This window comes from Variovorax sp. MHTC-1, assembly GCF_003984645.1.
GTDB lineage: Bacteria > Pseudomonadota > Gammaproteobacteria > Burkholderiales > Burkholderiaceae_C > Variovorax.
This window is the reverse complement of the sequence record NZ_RWKI01000006.1, coordinates 141,521-157,237: the sequence shown is the minus strand read 5'-3', so window position 1 is coordinate 157,237 and position 15,717 is coordinate 141,521. Positions and strand designations below refer to the sequence as shown.

Below are 15,717 nucleotides of genomic sequence, written 5' to 3'. Positions count from 1 at the left end.
ATTGAAGGAGCACGCCATGACAACGGCTGCCGAGATCGAGTATCTCCAACAACATGGTCTTTATTCCGGTGCCGACGAGCACGACGCCTGCGGCGTCGGCTTCGTGGCCCACATCAAGGGCGAAAAAAGCCATGCCATCGTGCTGCAGGGCTTGAAGATTCTCGAGAATCTGGACCATCGCGGCGCAGTGGGCGCTGACAAGCTGATGGGCGACGGCGCCGGCATCCTGATCCAGTTGCCCGACTTGCTGTACCGCGAGGAGATGGCGAAGCAGGGCGTCGCGCTGCCGCCGCCCGGCGAATACGGCGTCGGCATGATCTTCCTTCCCAAGGAGCACGCCTCCCGCGAAGCCTGCGAGCAGGAGATGGAGCGCGCCATCAAGGCTGAAGGCCAGGTGCTGCTGGGCTGGCGCGACGTGCCGGTGAATCGCGAGATGCCGATGTCGCCCACCGTGCGCAAGAAGGAGCCGCTGCTGCGCCAGGTCTTCATCGGCCGCGGCAACGACGTCATCGTGCAGGACGCGCTGGAGCGCAAGCTCTACGTGATCCGCAAGACTGCCAGCGCCAACATCCAGCGCCTGAAGCTCAAGCACAGCAAGGAGTACTACGTTCCGAGCATGTCGAGCCGCACGGTGGTCTACAAGGGCCTGCTCCTGGCCGACCAGGTCGGCACCTACTACCTCGACCTGCAGGACAAGCGCTGCGTCTCGGCCCTGGGCCTGGTGCACCAGCGCTTTTCGACCAACACCTTCCCCGAGTGGCCGCTGGCCCACCCGTACCGCTATGTCGCCCACAACGGCGAAATCAACACGGTCAAAGGCAACTACAACTGGATGAAGGCGCGCGAAGGCGTGATGTCCTCGCCGGTGCTCGGTGCCGATCTGCAGAAGCTCTATCCGATCAGCTTCGCCGACCAGTCCGACACCGCCACCTTCGACAACTGCCTCGAGCTGCTCACGATGGCCGGCTACCCGATCAGCCAGGCCGTGATGATGATGATTCCCGAGCCCTGGGAGCAGCACGCGACCATGGATCCGCGCCGCCGCGCCTTCTACGAATATCACGCCGCGATGCTGGAACCCTGGGACGGCCCGGCCTCGATCGTCTTCACCGACGGCCGCCAGATCGGCGCCACGCTCGACCGCAACGGCTTGCGGCCTTCCCGCTACTGCGTGACCGACGACGACCTGGTGATCATGGCTTCGGAATCCGGCGTGCTGCCCGTGCCCGAGCAGAAGATCGTGCGCAAATGGCGCCTGCAGCCCGGCAAGATGTTCCTGATCGACCTGGAGCAGGGCCGCATGATCGACGACGAGGAGGTCAAGGCCACCCTCGCCAACAGCAAGCCCTACAAGCAGTGGATCGAGAACCTGCGCATCAAGCTCGACAGCGTCGAGGCCGAGGCCGTGCAGGCGCCGGTGAGCCAGGTCGCGCTGCTCGATCGCCAGCAGGCGTTCGGCTACACGCAGGAAGACATCAAGTTCCTCATGAGCCCGATGGCCGCGGCCGGCGAGGAAGGCATCGGCTCGATGGGCAACGACAGCCCGCTGGCCGTGCTGTCCAACAAGAACAAGCCGCTCTACAACTACTTCAAGCAGCTGTTCGCGCAGGTGACGAACCCGCCGATCGATCCGATCCGCGAGGCGATCGTGATGTCGCTGGTGTCCTTCATCGGGCCGAAGCCGAACCTGCTCGACATCAACCAGGTCAACCCGCCGATGCGGCTCGAGGTGAGCCAGCCGATCCTCGACTTCGCCGACATGGCGAAGCTGCGCGACATCGGCAAGTACACGCAGGGCAAGTTCAAGAGCTACACGCTCGACATCACCTACCCGCTCGCCTGGGGCGAAGAGGGCGTCGAGGCCAAGCTGGCCTCGCTCTGCGCCGAGGCGGTCGATGCGATCAAGGGCGGCCACAACATCCTGATCGCGAGCGACCGCGCGGTAAGCCCGACGCAGATCGCGATCCCCGCGCCGCTGGCGCTGTCGGCCATCCACCAGTACCTGGTGCGCGAGGGCCTGCGGACCACGGCCGGCCTGGTGGTCGAGACCGGATCGGCACGCGAGGTGCATCACTTCGGCGTGCTGGCGGGCTACGGCGCCGAGGCCGTGCACCCGTACCTCGCGATGGAAACCCTGGCCGCGATGCACGAAGACCTGTCAGGCGACCTGAGCGCAGAGAAGGCGATCTACAACTACGTCAAGGCGATCGGCAAGGGTCTGTCCAAGATCATGTCGAAGATGGGCGTCAGCACCTACATGAGCTACTGCGGTGCGCAGCTGTTCGAAGCCATCGGCCTCAACAGCGAAACGGTCGCCAAGTACTTCACCGGCACCGCCAGCCGCGTCGAGGGCATCGGCGTGTTCGAGATCGCGCAGGAAGCCATCCGCATGCACAAGGCGGCCTTCAGCGACGACCCGGTGCTCGCCCACATGCTGGACGCCGGCGGCGAATACGCCTGGCGCACGCGCGGCGAAGAGCACATGTGGACGCCGGATGCGATCGCGAAGCTGCAGCACAGCACGCGCGCCAACAACTTCAACACCTACAAGGAATACGCGCAGCTCATCAACGACCAGAACCGCCGCCATCTCACGCTGCGCGGCCTGTTCGAGTTCAGGATCGACCCGGCGAAGGCGATCTCCGTGGACGAGGTCGAGCCGGCGAGCGAGATCGTCAAGCGCTTCGCGACCGGCGCCATGTCGCTCGGCTCGATCAGCACCGAAGCGCATTCGACGCTGGCCGTGGCGATGAACCGCATCGGCGGCAAGAGCAACACCGGCGAGGGCGGCGAGGATCCCGCGCGCTACCGCAACGAGCTCAAGGGCATCCCGATCAAGGTCGGCGACACGCTCAAGAGCGTGATCGGCGAAGCCAACGTCGAGGTCGACCTGCCTCTGCAGGACGGCGATTCGCTGCGTTCGAAGATCAAGCAGGTCGCCTCGGGCCGCTTCGGCGTCACCGCCGAGTACCTGTCGTCGGCCGACCAGCTGCAGATCAAGATGGCGCAGGGCGCGAAGCCCGGCGAGGGCGGCCAACTGCCGGGCGGCAAGGTCTCCAACTACATCGGCCAGCTGCGCTACTCGGTGCCCGGCGTGGGCCTGATCTCGCCGCCGCCGCACCACGACATCTATTCGATCGAGGACTTGGCGCAGCTGATCCACGACCTGAAGAACGTCGCGCCGCACGCGAGCGTGAGTGTGAAGCTGGTGAGCGAAGTCGGCGTCGGCACGATCGCGGCCGGCGTCGCCAAGTGCAAGAGCGACCATGTCGTGATCGCGGGTCATGACGGCGGCACCGGCGCGTCGCCGTGGTCGTCGATCAAGCACGCGGGCAGCCCGTGGGAGATCGGCCTGGCCGAGACCCAGCAGACCCTGGTGCTCAACCGCCTGCGCGGCCGCATCCGCGTGCAGGCCGACGGCCAGATGAAGACCGGCCGCGATGTCGCCATCGGCGCGCTGCTCGGCGCCGACGAGTTCGGCTTCGCGACGGCGCCGCTGGTGGTCGAGGGCTGCATCATGATGCGCAAGTGCCATCTCAACACCTGCCCGGTCGGCGTGGCCACGCAAGACCCGGTGCTGCGCAAGAAGTTCACGGGCAAGCCCGAGCACGTGGTGAACTACTTCTTCTTCGTCGCCGAGGAAGTGCGCCAGATCATGGCGCAGTTGGGCATCCGCAAGTTCGACGATCTGATCGGCCGCGCCGACCTGCTCGACACCAGGAAGGGCATCGAACACTGGAAGGCCCGCGGCCTGGACTTCAGCCGCCTGTTCGCGCAGCCGAACGTGCCGGCCGACGTGCCGCGCTACCACGTCGAGGCCCAGGACCACGGCCTCGCGAAGAGTCTCGACAACAAGCTGATCGAGAAGTCGCGCCCGGCGATCGAGAAGGGCGAGAAGGTGCAGTTCATCGAGGTGGCGCGCAACGTCAACCGCTCGGTCGGCGCCATGCTCTCGGGGGCGCTGACCAAGGTGCATCCGCAGGGCCTGCCCGACGACTCGATCCGCATCCAGCTCGAGGGCACGGGCGGCCAGTCCTTCGGCGCCTTCCTGGCGCGTGGCATCACGCTCTACCTGATTGGCGATGCCAACGACTACACCGGCAAGGGCCTCTCGGGCGGCCGCGTGGTGGTGCGGCCCAGCCTCGACTTCCGCGGCGAAGCGATACGCAACACCATCGTGGGCAACACCGCGCTCTATGGCGCGACCACCGGCGAGGCCTACTTGTGCGGCGTGGCGGGCGAGCGCTTCGCGGTGCGCCTGTCGGGCGCCACCGCGGTGGTCGAAGGCACTGGCGACCACGGCTGCGAATACATGACCGGCGGCACGGTCGCGGTACTCGGCAAGACCGGTCGCAACTTCGCGGCCGGCATGAGCGGCGGTGTCGCCTTCGTCTACGACGAGGACGGCCAGTTCGCATCGCGCTGCAACCTTTCGATGGTCTCGCTCGACAAGGTGCTGACCTCCGCCGAGCAGATCGCGAGCGTGCACCGCAAGATCTGGCACGACGGCGAGACCGACGAGGCGCAGCTTAGGAAGCTGCTGGAAGACCACCACCGCTGGACCGGCAGCAAGCGCGCGCGCGAGCTGCTCGACACCTGGGCAGTCTCGCGCACCAAGTTCGTGAAGGTCTTCCCGAACGAATACAAGCGCGCGCTGGCCGAGATCCACGACCGCCAGGTCGAACTCACGAGCAGCGGCAACAACGCCCACGTGGGCCTGGAGCCGCACGCGATGGCCGGCAAGCCGGTGGCCGCCGTCTGAGCGCCCACGAGAACGAAAAAATCTAGGAATCACGATGGGAAAAATCACCGGCTTCATGGAGCACGAGCGCATCGAGGAGGGCTACAAGCCCGTCACGGAGCGCGTCAAGCACTACAAGGAATTCGTCATCGGGCTCGACGAGGCCCAGGCCAAGGTGCAGGGCGCGCGCTGCATGGACTGCGGCACGCCCTTCTGCAACAGCGGCTGCCCGGTCAACAACATCATTCCGGACTTCAACGACTTGGTCTACCGGAGCGACTGGCAGAGCGCCTTCGTGGTGCTCGATTCGACCAACAACTTCCCCGAGTTCACCGGCCGCATCTGCCCCGCGCCCTGCGAGGCCGCCTGCGTGCTCAACGTGAACGACGATCCGGTGGGCATCAAGTCGATCGAGCACGCGATCGTCAATCGCGCCTGGCAAGAGAACTGGGTCGCGCCGCGTCCGGCCAAGCACAAGACCGGCAAGAAGGTCGCGGTGGTCGGCTCCGGCCCGGCCGGCATGGCCGCAGCCCAGCAGCTCGCGCGCGTCGGCCACGATGTGACCTTGTTCGAGAAGAACGACCGCCTCGGCGGCCTGCTGCGCTACGGCATTCCCGACTTCAAGATGGAGAAGGTGCACATCGACCGCCGCGTCGAGCAGATGAAGGCCGAAGGCGTGGTCTTCCGCACGGGGGTGATGGTCGGTGCCGCGAAAGATCCGCTCGGCAAGGGCTCCAAGGTCACGAACTGGGCTAAGGAGATCGTGACGCCCGAACAACTCGACAAGGAATTCGATGCAGTTCTGCTGACCGGCGGTGCCGAGCAGTCGCGCGACCTGCCGGTGCCGGGCCGCGATCTCGACGGCATCTATTTCGCGATGGAGTTCCTGCCGCAGCAGAACAAGGTCAACGCCGGGGACAAGGTCAAGGGCCAGATCCGGGCCGATGGCAAGCACGTGATCGTGATCGGCGGCGGCGACACGGGCTCCGACTGCGTGGGCACTAGCAACCGCCACGGCGCAGCGAGCGTCACGCAGTTCGAGCTGATGCCGCAGCCGCCCGAAGAAGAGAACCGGCCGCTGACCTGGCCTTACTGGCCCTACAAGCTGCGCACCAGTTCCAGCCATGAAGAAGGCTGCGAGCGCGAGTTCGCGATCTCGACCAAGGAATTCATCGGCGAGAAGGGCAAGCTCACCGGCCTCAAGACCGTCCGTGTGGAGTGGAAGGACGGCAAGATGGTCGAGATTCCCGGCACGGAGGAGGTGCTGAAGGCCGATCTGGTGCTTCTGGCCATGGGTTTCGTGAGCCCGGTAGCTGCCGTGCTCGACGCTTTCGGCGTCGCGAAGGATGCACGCGGCAACGCCAAGGCCAGCGTCGACTTCGTCGGCGGCTACGCGACCAACGTGCCCAAGGTGTTCGCGGCGGGCGACATCCGCCGCGGCCAGTCGCTGGTGGTGTGGGCCATCCGCGAAGGGCGCCAGGCGGCGCGCTCCGTCGACGAATTCCTGATGGGATTCAGCGATCTGCCGCGCTGAATTAGGCAGGGATTAGGTCCCCTCTTCGGGGCATGGGCACGCCCCGTGCTTCATTTATCATGGGTGCAACCGCGAGCCGGGATGCCTGAAGGCGCCCCGGCTTTTCTGTTGATATGGCCCCATCCACCACCTCCCTTGTTGAATTTCGCGACCTCGGCTTCGGCTACGGCGAGCGCGCCATCCTCGATGGCGTCTCGTTCTCCGTGCCGCGCGGCAAGGTGACGGCGCTGATGGGAGCCTCCGGCGGCGGCAAGACCACCGTGCTGCGGCTGATCGGCGGCCAGCTGCGCGCGCAGCGCGGCGAGGTGCTGGTGGATGGCCAGGACGTCGGCAAGCTCGGGACCGACGCGCTCTATGCCATGCGGCGCCGCATGGGCATGCTGTTCCAGTTCGGGGCGCTGTTCACCGACATGAGCGTATTCGACAACGTCGCCTTTCCGCTGCGCGAGCACACGCGGCTGCCCGAAGCCCTCGTGCGCGACATCGTGCTCATGAAGCTCGATGCGGTCGGCCTGCGCGGCGCGCGGCACCTGATGCCCAGCGAAGTCTCGGGCGGCATGGCAAGGCGCGTGGCGCTGGCCCGCGCGATCGCGCTCGACCCCGATCTCGTGATGTACGACGAGCCCTTCGCCGGTCTCGATCCGATCTCGCTCGGCACCGCGGCGCGCCTGATCCGGCAGCTCAACGACACGCTGGGGCTGACCAGCATCGTGGTTTCGCACGATCTCGAAGAAACGTTTCGCATCGCCGACCACGTGATCATCCTGGCCAACGGCGGCATCGCCGCGCAGGGCACGCCAGAGGAGGTGCGCAAGAGCGGCGATCCGCTGGTGCACCAGTTCGTCAACGCGCTGCCCGATGGGCCGGTGCATTTCCACTATCCCGCCGTCGGCGTCGAGGACGACTTCGGCAACACCCACGGAGAGCGCGAATGAGCTGGTACCGGCCCGCCGACGTGGGTTACGCCGCGCGCTCGAAGCTCGCCGACCTGGGCCTTGGCGCGCGCCTGTTCCTGCGCCTGGTGTTCCGCGGCGCGCGCAGCCTGCGCCGCTTCGGCCTGGTGCGCGATCAGATCCATTTCCTCGGCAACTACTCGCTCGCGATCATCGCGGTGTCTGGGCTGTTCGTCGGCTTCGTGCTCGGGCTGCAGGGCTACTACACGCTGCAGCGCTACGGCTCCTCGGAGGCGCTGGGCCTGCTGGTGGCGTTGAGCCTGGTGCGGGAACTCGGCCCCGTGGTCGCGGCCTTGCTCTTCGCGGGCCGTGCGGGCACTTCGTTGACGGCGGAGATCGGCCTCATGAAGGCCGGCGAGCAACTGAGCGCGATGGAGATGATGGCGGTCGATCCTGTGCAGCGCATCCTTGCGCCGCGCTTCTGGGCCGGCGTGATCACCATGCCGCTGCTGGCGGCCGTGTTCAGCGCGGTCGGCGTGAGCGGCGGCTACGTGGTCGGCGTGCTGATGCTCGGCGTCGATCCGGGCGCCTTCTGGGGCCAGATGCAAGGCGGCGTCGATGTCTGGCGCGACGTCGGCAACGGCGTGGTGAAGAGCATCGTCTTCGGCTTCACGGTGACCTTCATCGCGCTGCTGCAGGGCTACGAATCCCAACCGACGCCCGAAGGCGTGTCCCGCGCTACCACTCGGACGGTCGTCGCCGCTTCGCTCGCAGTGCTCGGACTCGACTTCCTGCTGACTGCAATGATGTTCAGCATCTAGTAAATAGGGAAGACACATACATGCAACGTTCCAACAACGACATCTGGGTCGGCCTGTTCGTGCTGATCGGCGCGGCGGCGCTGCTCTTTCTCGCGCTGCAATCGGCCAACCTGCTGAGCCTCAGCTTCCAGAAGACCTATGCCGTGACCGCGCGCTTCGACAACATCGGCGGACTCAAGCCACAAACCGCGGTGAAGAGCGCGGGCGTGGTGGTCGGGCGTGTCGAATCGATCACGTTCGACGACAAGAACTTTCAGGCCAGCGTCACGCTCGCTTTACAAAGCCGTTACAGTTTCCCCAAGGACAGTTCCCTCAAGATCCTGACCAGCGGCTTGCTCGGCGAGCAGTACATCGGTATCGAGGCGGGGGCTGAGGAGAAGAACCTTCAAGCCGGTGACACCATCACCGCAACGCAATCGGCCGTCGTGCTGGAGAACCTGATCGGTCAGTTTCTCTATAACAGGGCGGCCGAGGGCAGCACGCCGTCGGGCAACGCCAACAAGAAATGAAACCGCGATCCACTTCTAATTTTTCGTCCGCGATCCGCGGCGCTTCCGTTCTGCGTCGCCTCGGTGCGCTTGCCCTTCTCGTCATCGCCAGCGGCTGCGCGACCGGCCCCAATCCCAATGCGGCCGATCCCTTCGAGCCATTCAATCGTGGGGTTTCACGCTTCAACGACGTGGTCGATGACGCAGTGCTGCGTCCCGCCGCGACGGCGTACCGCGAAGTGCTGCCCTCGCCGGTGCGCACGGGCGTCAACAACTTCTTCGGCAACCTGTCCGACGTCTGGAGCTTCGTCAACAGCGTGCTGCAGCTCAAGCTGCAGCACAGTGCTGAAAGCTTCATGCGCGTGAACGTCAACACCGTCTTCGGCCTGGGTGGCCTGCTCGACATCGCCACCGAAGCCGGCATCGACCGCCACAGCGAAGACTTCGGCCAGACCTTGGGCCGCTGGGGCGTGCCGAGTGGTCCTTACGTGGTGCTGCCGCTGTTCGGACCGTCGACCTTGCGCGACACGGCTGCGTGGCCGATCGATCGGCGGGGCGATCTGCTGCGCGAGTTGAACGACATTCCGGTGCGCAACTCGCTGTATTTTGTGCGCGTGATCGATGGCCGAGCCAACCTGCTGCGCGCGGGCCAATTGCTCGATGATGCCGCGCTCGACAAATACTCGTTCACGCGCGATGCCTTCCTGCAGCGCAGGCGCAACGAAGTGCATGACGGCAACCTGCCGAATGACGGCAACGAGTGAGCCGGTCGCTTGCATCCCGTTGCGGGCCTTTACCTCCGAGCGGGAACCGTGCAGGCAAAGCTTTTCTCCAATTTGCTACGGTCGTTTGACCTGAACTTCAAACAAGGGACTTATCGATGAACCAGATCCTGCAACGCCGCTCCTTCGGGCGCCTGATGCTCGCCGGCCTGCTGCTCGCGGGCGCTGCCGCTTTCGTGCGGCCCGTCCATGCCGCCGACGAAGCGCCCGACGCGCTGGTGAAGCGTCTCTCGACCGATGTGCTCGAAACCATCAAGGCCGACAAGACGATCAAGGCAGGCGACATCAACAAGATCATGGCCCTGGTCGACACCAAGATCATGCCGAACGTCAACTTCCAGCGCATGACCGCTTCGGCGGTGGGCCCGGCCTGGCGCCAGGCCACGCCCGAGCAGCAGCAGCGTCTCCAGGAAGAATTCAAGAAGCTGCTGGTGCGCACCTATGCCGGCGCGCTCGACCAGGTGAGCGACCAGAGCGTGACCGTGCGTCCCTTCCGCGGCTCGCCCGACGACAAGGAAGTGCTGGTGCGTACCGAGGTCCGGGGCAGCGGCGACCCGGTGCAGCTCGACTACCGGCTCGAGAAGACGCCGGGCGAAGCCGGCGGCTGGAAGATCTACAACCTGAACGTGCTGGGTGTGTGGCTGGTCGATACCTACCGCAGCCAGTTCGCTCAGGAGATCAACGCCAAGGGCATCGACGGCTTGATCGCCAGGCTGGTGGAGCGCAACAAGCAGAACGGCAAGAAATGACCGGAACGAGCGCCCGATGCTGGTCCTGCCGCCCAAGCTGACCCACGACGAAGCGCCTGCGTGCGTGCTCATGCTCAGGCAGGGGCTCGCGGGGCAGGCCGGTTCGTCCACCGTGGTCGACGCCGGCGCGTTGGCGCAGTTCGATTCGTCGGCACTAGCGGTGCTGCTCGAATGCCGGCGCGAGTCCAGCGCGCTCGGTCGCGGCTTCGCGGTGAAGGGCTTGCCGTCGCGCCTGCGCGAACTGGCCTCGCTGTACGGCGTGGCGGGGCTTTTGCCGGCCGCACCCTAAGGTCTGTTCGCCGGCAAATCCTGGAAAAAGCGCCAGCCCTCTAAAATCGTGGGTTCCCATGCCCGCGATCTCCTTCCAATCGGTCTCCAAGACCTATCCTGCCTCACGCCAGCAACGCGCCCAGGGAAAGCCCGGCCTGCGCGCGGTCGACGAGGTCACATTCCAGATCGAAGAGGGCGAGTTCTTCGGCCTGCTAGGCCCCAACGGCGCAGGCAAGACCACCCTGATCAGCATGCTCGCCGGCCTCTCGCGGCCGAGCGCCGGCGCCATCAGCGTTCATGGTTTCGACGTCCAGCGCGACTACGCCCAGGCGCGCCGCCAACTCGGCGTGGTGCCGCAGGAACTGGTGTTCGACCCCTTCTTCAACGTTCGCGAGTCGCTGCGCATCCAGTCGGGCTACTTCGGCATCAAGAACAACGACGACTGGATCGACGAGCTTCTGCACAGTCTCGGTCTCGCCGACAAGGCCGGCGCCAACATGCGCCAGCTCTCCGGCGGCATGAAGCGCCGCGTTCTCGTGGCGCAGGCGCTGGTGCACAAGCCGCCCGTTATCGTGCTCGACGAGCCGACCGCCGGCGTCGACGTCGAGCTGCGCCAGACGCTGTGGCAGTTCGTCGCCAAGCTCAACAAGCAGGGCAGCACGGTGCTCTTGACCACCCACTACCTCGAAGAAGCCGAGGCGCTGTGCCATCGCATCGCGATGCTCAAGCAGGGCCGCGTGATCGCGCTGGACCGCACGAGCGAGCTGCTGCGCTCGGCCGCCAGCAACGTGCTGCGCTTCAAGACCGACGGCATGCTGCCGTGGGCGCTCGCGCAGCACGCCCGCATCACGGGCCGCATCGTGCAACTGCCGGCACAAAACGCCCGCGAGGTCGAACTGATGCTCGCCGCCATTCGTGAGGCGGGGCTCGATGTGGAAGACGTGGAGATGCGCAAGGCCGATCTCGAGGACGTGTTCATCGACCTGATGGCCGGCGAGCAAACGCCGCTGGAGGTGGCGAGATGAGCGCAGCGCAGGGCCGCCCCAAGCAAGCTCGCGCCGCCTCGGGGTGCAGCGAGGACACGAAGTGCCGAGCTTGGGGGCTGACATGATGATCGGTGCTTTGGGCTGGCGTGCCTTGCTCTACAAGGAAACGCTGCGCTTCTGGAAGGTCGGCTTCCAGACCGTCGGTGCTCCCGTTCTCACCGCGGTGCTCTACCTGATGGTGTTCGGCCACGTGCTCGAAGACCACGTCAAGGTCTACGGTACGGTCGGCTACACCGCTTTCCTGGTGCCCGGCCTCGTGATGATGAGCGTGCTGCAGAACGCCTTTGCGAACAGCTCCTCGTCGATCATCCAGAGCAAGATCATGGGCAGTCTGGTGTTCGTGCTGCTGACGCCGTTGTCGCACTGGGGCTGGTTCTTCGCCTACGTGGGTTCCTCGATCCTGCGCGGCCTGGCCGTCGGCGTGGGCGTGTTCGTGGTGACCGCGCTGTTCGCGATGCCGAGCTTCGTGGCCCCGCTGTGGATTCTCGTGTTCGCTTTCCTGGGGGCCGCCATGCTGGGCACGCTGGGCCTGATCGCCGGGCTCTGGGCCGAGAAGTTCGACCAGATGGCGGTGTTCCAGAATTTCCTGATCATGCCGATGACTTTCCTCTCGGGCGTGTTCTATTCGATCAACTCGCTGCCGCCTTTCTGGCAGACCGTGAGCCACCTGAATCCCTTCTTCTACATGATCGACGGCTTCCGCTATGGCTTCTTCGGCGTCAGCGACGCCTCCCCCTGGCTGAGCTTGGCGATCGTGGGCAGCGCCTGGCTCGTCGTGAGCGCGATCGCGGTCCACTTGCTGCGCATCGGCTACAAGATCCGAGGCTAGACATGACCGCAGAAGAACTCCAATCCATCATCCAGGCCGGCCTGGCCTGCGAGCACATTGCGCTCGAAGGCGACGGCCGGCACTGGTATGCCACCATCGTGTCTTCCGAGTTCGAGGGCAAGCGCGCGATCCAGCGACATCAGCGCGTCTACGCCACCCTCGGTGCCAAAATGCACACCGACGAAGTGCATGCGCTCTCGATGAAGACCTACACGCCCGCCGAATGGGCGGACCAAAACTCCTAGTTCTCTCGCTGGATCTTTCATGGACAAACTTCTGATTCGCGGCGGGCGCACGCTCCGCGGCGAGGTGCTCATTTCCGGCGCGAAGAACGCCGCGCTGCCCGAACTCTGCGCTGCGCTCCTGACCGACCGGCCCGTCACGCTGCACAACGTGCCGCGGCTGAACGACGTCACGACCATGCTCAAGCTGATCCGCAACATGGGCGTGGCAGCCGAGCGCGACGACAACGGCACGGTGCGCATCGACGCCGGAGCGCTGCACACGGCCGAAGCGCCCTACGAATTGGTGAAGACCATGCGCGCGTCGGTGCTCGCGCTCGGACCGCTCCTCGCGCGTTTCGGCAAGGCCAGGGTTTCGCTGCCGGGCGGCTGCGCCATCGGCTCGCGGCCGGTCGATCAGCACATCAAGGGGCTGCAGGCGATGGGCGCCGAGATCGTGGTCGAGCACGGCTACATGGTGGCCAGCCTCGCTGCCGGCGCCAAGCGCCTGCACGGCGCGCGCATCACGACCGACATGGTGACCGTCACGGGGACCGAGAACTTCCTCATGGCCGCCGCGCTGGCTGACGGCGAGACGGTGCTGGAAAACGCTGCACAGGAGCCCGAGATCTCGGACCTGGCCGAGATGCTGATCGAGATGGGCGCGAAGATCGAAGGGCACGGCACCAGCCGCATCCGCATCCAGGGCGTCGGCAAGCTGAACGGCTGCACGCATCAGGTTGTGGCCGACCGCATCGAGGCCGGCACCTTCCTGTGCGCCGTCGCGGCCACCGGCGGCGATGTGGTGCTGAGGCACGGCCGTGCCGACCATCTCGATGCGGTGATCGAGAAACTGCGCGAGGCGGGCGCCCAGGTGGCCGCAGTGGACAGCGGCATCCGCGTCCAGAGCCAGGGCCGCCTCAAGGCGCAGAGCTTCCGCACCACCGAGTACCCGGGCTTTCCGACCGACATGCAGGCCCAGTTCATGGCGCTCAACGTGATCGCCGAAGGCACCTCGACGGTGACCGAAACGATTTTCGAGAACCGCTTCATGCACGTCGACGAGATGCTGCGCCTGGGCGCCAAGATCCAGACCGACGGCAAGGTCGCCGTGATCGAAGGCGTTGCGCAGCTCTCGGGGGCGACCGTGATGGCCACCGACCTGCGCGCCTCGGCCAGCCTGGTGATCGCCGGGCTGGTGGCCGAGGGCGAAACGCTGGTCGACCGCATCTACCACCTGGACCGCGGCTACGACCGCATGGAAAGCAAGCTGCGCGGCCTCGGTGCCGACATCGAGCGCGTGCCCGGGCCGGCGGAGATGCAGCCGTGATCACGCTCGCCTTGTCCAAGGGCCGCATCTTCGAGGAAACGCTGCCGCTCTTGGCCGCGGCGGGCATCGAGGTGACCGAGGACCCGGAGAAATCGCGCAAGCTGATCCTCGCGACCACGCGGCCCGACGTGCGCGTGGTGCTGGTGCGCGCCTCGGACGTGCCCACCTACGTGCAGTACGGCGGCGCCGACCTCGGCGTGACCGGGCTCGACGTCCTGCTCGAACACGGCAACCAGGGCCTCTACCAGCCGCTCGACCTGCGCATCGCGGCCTGCCGCCTGAGCGTGGCGGTGCGAGCCGACTACGACTACGAATCGGCCGTCAAGCAGGGTTCGCGCATCAAGGTCGCCACCAAGTACGTCGGCCTGGCGCGCGAATTCTTCGCCAGCAAGGGCGTGCACGTCGACCTGATCAAGCTCTACGGCAGCATGGAGCTCGCGCCGCTCACCGGCCTGGCCGACGCCATCGTCGACCTGGTGTCGACCGGCAACACGCTCAAGGCCAACCATCTGGTGGAGGTCGAGCGCATCATGGAGATCAGTGCGCACCTGGTGGTCAACCAGGCCGCGCTCAAGCTCAAGCAGGCGCCGATCCGCCGCATCATCGACGCCTTCGCCTCGGCCATTCCTTCCCCCTGACGATGAACCTGAAAGCCTCTCCTGCCCGCCTGTCGACCGCCTCGGCCAGCTTCGAAGCCGATTTCAAGGCGCGGCTGCATTGGTCGGCCGAATCCGATGCAAAGATCGAACAGGTGGTGGCCGATATCCTCGTCGACGTGCAGGCGCGGGGCGACGAGGCGGTGCTCGACTACACCCGCCGCTTCGACGGCCTGAGCGCCGCCACGGTCGGCGCGATGGAGCTGTCGCAAGCCGACTTCAAGCAGGCGTTCGACGCCATACCCGCGGTGCAGCGCGAGGCCTTGCAGGCCGCCGCCGCGCGCGTGCGCCACTATCATGAGGCGCAGAAGAAAGCCTCCGGCGAGAGCTGGAGCTATCGGGACGAAGACGGCACGCTGCTGGGCCAGAAAGTCACGCCGCTGGATCGCGTCGGCATCTACGTACCTGGCGGCAAGGCGGCGTATCCGTCGAGCCTGCTGATGAACGCGATTCCGGCTCACGTGGCCGGCGTCGGCGAAATCATCATGGTGGTGCCCACCCCGGTCCGTGGCAGCGTGGCCACGGGAGGCTCCGGCGCGCAGGCCGCATCGACCCAGGGCGAACGCAATGTGCTGGTGCTGGCCGCCGCCTATGTGGCCGGCGTGACGCGCGCCTTCACCGTCGGCGGCGCGCAGGCCGTGGCCGCGCTGGCCTACGGCACGGAAACCATTCCGAAGGTCGACAAGATCACCGGCCCCGGCAATGCCTATGTCGCCAGCGCCAAGAAGCGCGTCTTCGGCACCGTCGGCATCGACATGATCGCCGGCCCGAGCGAGATCCTGGTGCTGGCCGACGGCAGCACGCCGGCCGACTGGGTGGCGATGGACCTGTTCAGCCAGGCCGAGCACGACGAACTCGCGCAGAGCATCCTGCTTTGCCCCGACGCGGCCTACATCGAGCGCGTGCAGCAGGAAATCGACCGCCTGCTGCCCTCGATGCCGCGCGCGGCGATCATCGCGGCTTCGCTCAACGGCCGCGGCGCGCTGATCCACACCCGCAGCATGGAAGAGGCCTGCGAAATCAGCAACCGCATCGCGCCCGAGCACCTGGAAGTCAGCAGCCACAATCCGCAGCGCTGGGAGCCGCTGCTCAAGCATGCCGGGGCGATCTTCCTCGGCGCCTACACCAGCGAAAGCCTGGGCGACTACTGCGCCGGTCCCAACCACGTGCTGCCCACCAGCGGCACCGCGCGCTTCAGCTCGCCGCTGGGGGTCTACGATTTCCAGAAGCGCTCGAGCCTGATCGAGGTGAGCGAGGAGGGCGCCCAGGCCCTGGGCCGAATCGCGGTGACCCTGGCCGAAGGCGAGGGCTTGGCAGCGCATGCCGAGGCGGCCCGCCTGCGCCTGCGCTGACGGAG

The 15,717-nt window shown here is 66.2% G+C and carries 14 protein-coding genes; all 14 read left to right on the top strand.

What is annotated here, in order from left to right:
* The first annotated feature begins 16 nt into the window (after positions 1-16).
* The 14 genes from EJI01_RS12595 to hisD all read left to right on the top strand — a co-directional run bounded on the left by EJI01_RS12595 (position 17) and on the right by hisD (position 15,712).
* Positions 17-4,762 carry a glutamate synthase-related protein gene (locus tag EJI01_RS12595; protein ID WP_126837479.1) on the top strand — a complete coding sequence of 1,582 codons (4,746 nt, stop codon included), beginning with the start codon at positions 17-19 and terminating at the stop codon, positions 4,760-4,762.
* 34 nt (positions 4,763-4,796) lie between these two features.
* On the top strand, positions 4,797-6,275 hold the full coding sequence (locus EJI01_RS12590) for a glutamate synthase subunit beta (RefSeq protein WP_126837478.1): 1,479 nt from the start codon (positions 4,797-4,799) through the stop codon (positions 6,273-6,275).
* A 113-nt stretch (positions 6,276-6,388) separates the two neighbouring features.
* Positions 6,389-7,210, top strand: a complete 822-nt coding sequence (locus EJI01_RS12585) for an ABC transporter ATP-binding protein (RefSeq protein WP_126837477.1) — start codon at positions 6,389-6,391, stop codon at positions 7,208-7,210.
* Positions 7,207-7,989, top strand: coding sequence for a lipid asymmetry maintenance ABC transporter permease subunit MlaE (mlaE, locus tag EJI01_RS12580; protein WP_126837476.1), 783 nt, complete (start codon positions 7,207-7,209; stop codon positions 7,987-7,989). Before EJI01_RS12585 ends, mlaE begins: the two co-directional genes overlap by 4 nt.
* Before the next feature lie 20 nt (positions 7,990-8,009).
* Positions 8,010-8,498, top strand: a complete 489-nt coding sequence (gene mlaD, locus EJI01_RS12575; protein ID WP_126837475.1) for an outer membrane lipid asymmetry maintenance protein MlaD — start codon at positions 8,010-8,012, stop codon at positions 8,496-8,498.
* Positions 8,495-9,241 (top strand): VacJ family lipoprotein, encoded by a 747-nt coding sequence (locus tag EJI01_RS12570; protein ID WP_126837474.1) that lies wholly within the window; start codon positions 8,495-8,497, stop codon positions 9,239-9,241. Before mlaD ends, EJI01_RS12570 begins: the two co-directional genes overlap by 4 nt.
* Positions 9,242-9,396: 155 nt before the next feature.
* On the top strand, positions 9,397-10,008 hold the full coding sequence (locus EJI01_RS12565; protein ID WP_260602444.1) for a phospholipid-binding protein MlaC: 612 nt from the start codon (positions 9,397-9,399) through the stop codon (positions 10,006-10,008).
* Between the two features lie 16 nt (positions 10,009-10,024).
* A complete protein-coding gene (locus tag EJI01_RS12560) occupies positions 10,025-10,297 on the top strand; it encodes a lipid asymmetry maintenance protein MlaB (RefSeq protein WP_126837472.1) in 273 nt (90 codons plus the stop codon).
* Positions 10,298-10,355: 58 nt separating this feature from the next.
* The gene (locus tag EJI01_RS12555; protein ID WP_126837471.1) at positions 10,356-11,303 is read left to right on the top strand and encodes an ABC transporter ATP-binding protein; all 948 of its coding nucleotides are present in this window, start codon (positions 10,356-10,358) and stop codon (positions 11,301-11,303) included.
* An 85-nt stretch (positions 11,304-11,388) separates the two neighbouring features.
* Entirely contained in the window at positions 11,389-12,153 is a 765-nt protein-coding gene (locus EJI01_RS12550; protein WP_126837696.1) for an ABC transporter permease, read from the top strand.
* Positions 12,154-12,155: 2 nt separating this feature from the next.
* Positions 12,156-12,398, top strand: coding sequence for a BolA family protein (locus EJI01_RS12545; protein WP_126837470.1), 243 nt, complete (start codon positions 12,156-12,158; stop codon positions 12,396-12,398).
* Positions 12,399-12,417: 19 nt separating this feature from the next.
* Positions 12,418-13,704 (top strand): UDP-N-acetylglucosamine 1-carboxyvinyltransferase, encoded by a 1,287-nt coding sequence (murA, locus tag EJI01_RS12540; protein ID WP_126837469.1) that lies wholly within the window; start codon positions 12,418-12,420, stop codon positions 13,702-13,704.
* Positions 13,701-14,342 carry an ATP phosphoribosyltransferase gene (hisG, locus tag EJI01_RS12535; protein WP_126837467.1) on the top strand — a complete coding sequence of 214 codons (642 nt, stop codon included), beginning with the start codon at positions 13,701-13,703 and terminating at the stop codon, positions 14,340-14,342. The genes murA and hisG overlap by 4 nt, the downstream gene beginning before the upstream one ends.
* 2 nt (positions 14,343-14,344) lie before the next feature.
* Positions 14,345-15,712, top strand: coding sequence for a histidinol dehydrogenase (hisD, locus tag EJI01_RS12530; protein WP_126837466.1), 1,368 nt, complete (start codon positions 14,345-14,347; stop codon positions 15,710-15,712).
* Positions 15,713-15,717 lie beyond the last annotated feature (5 nt).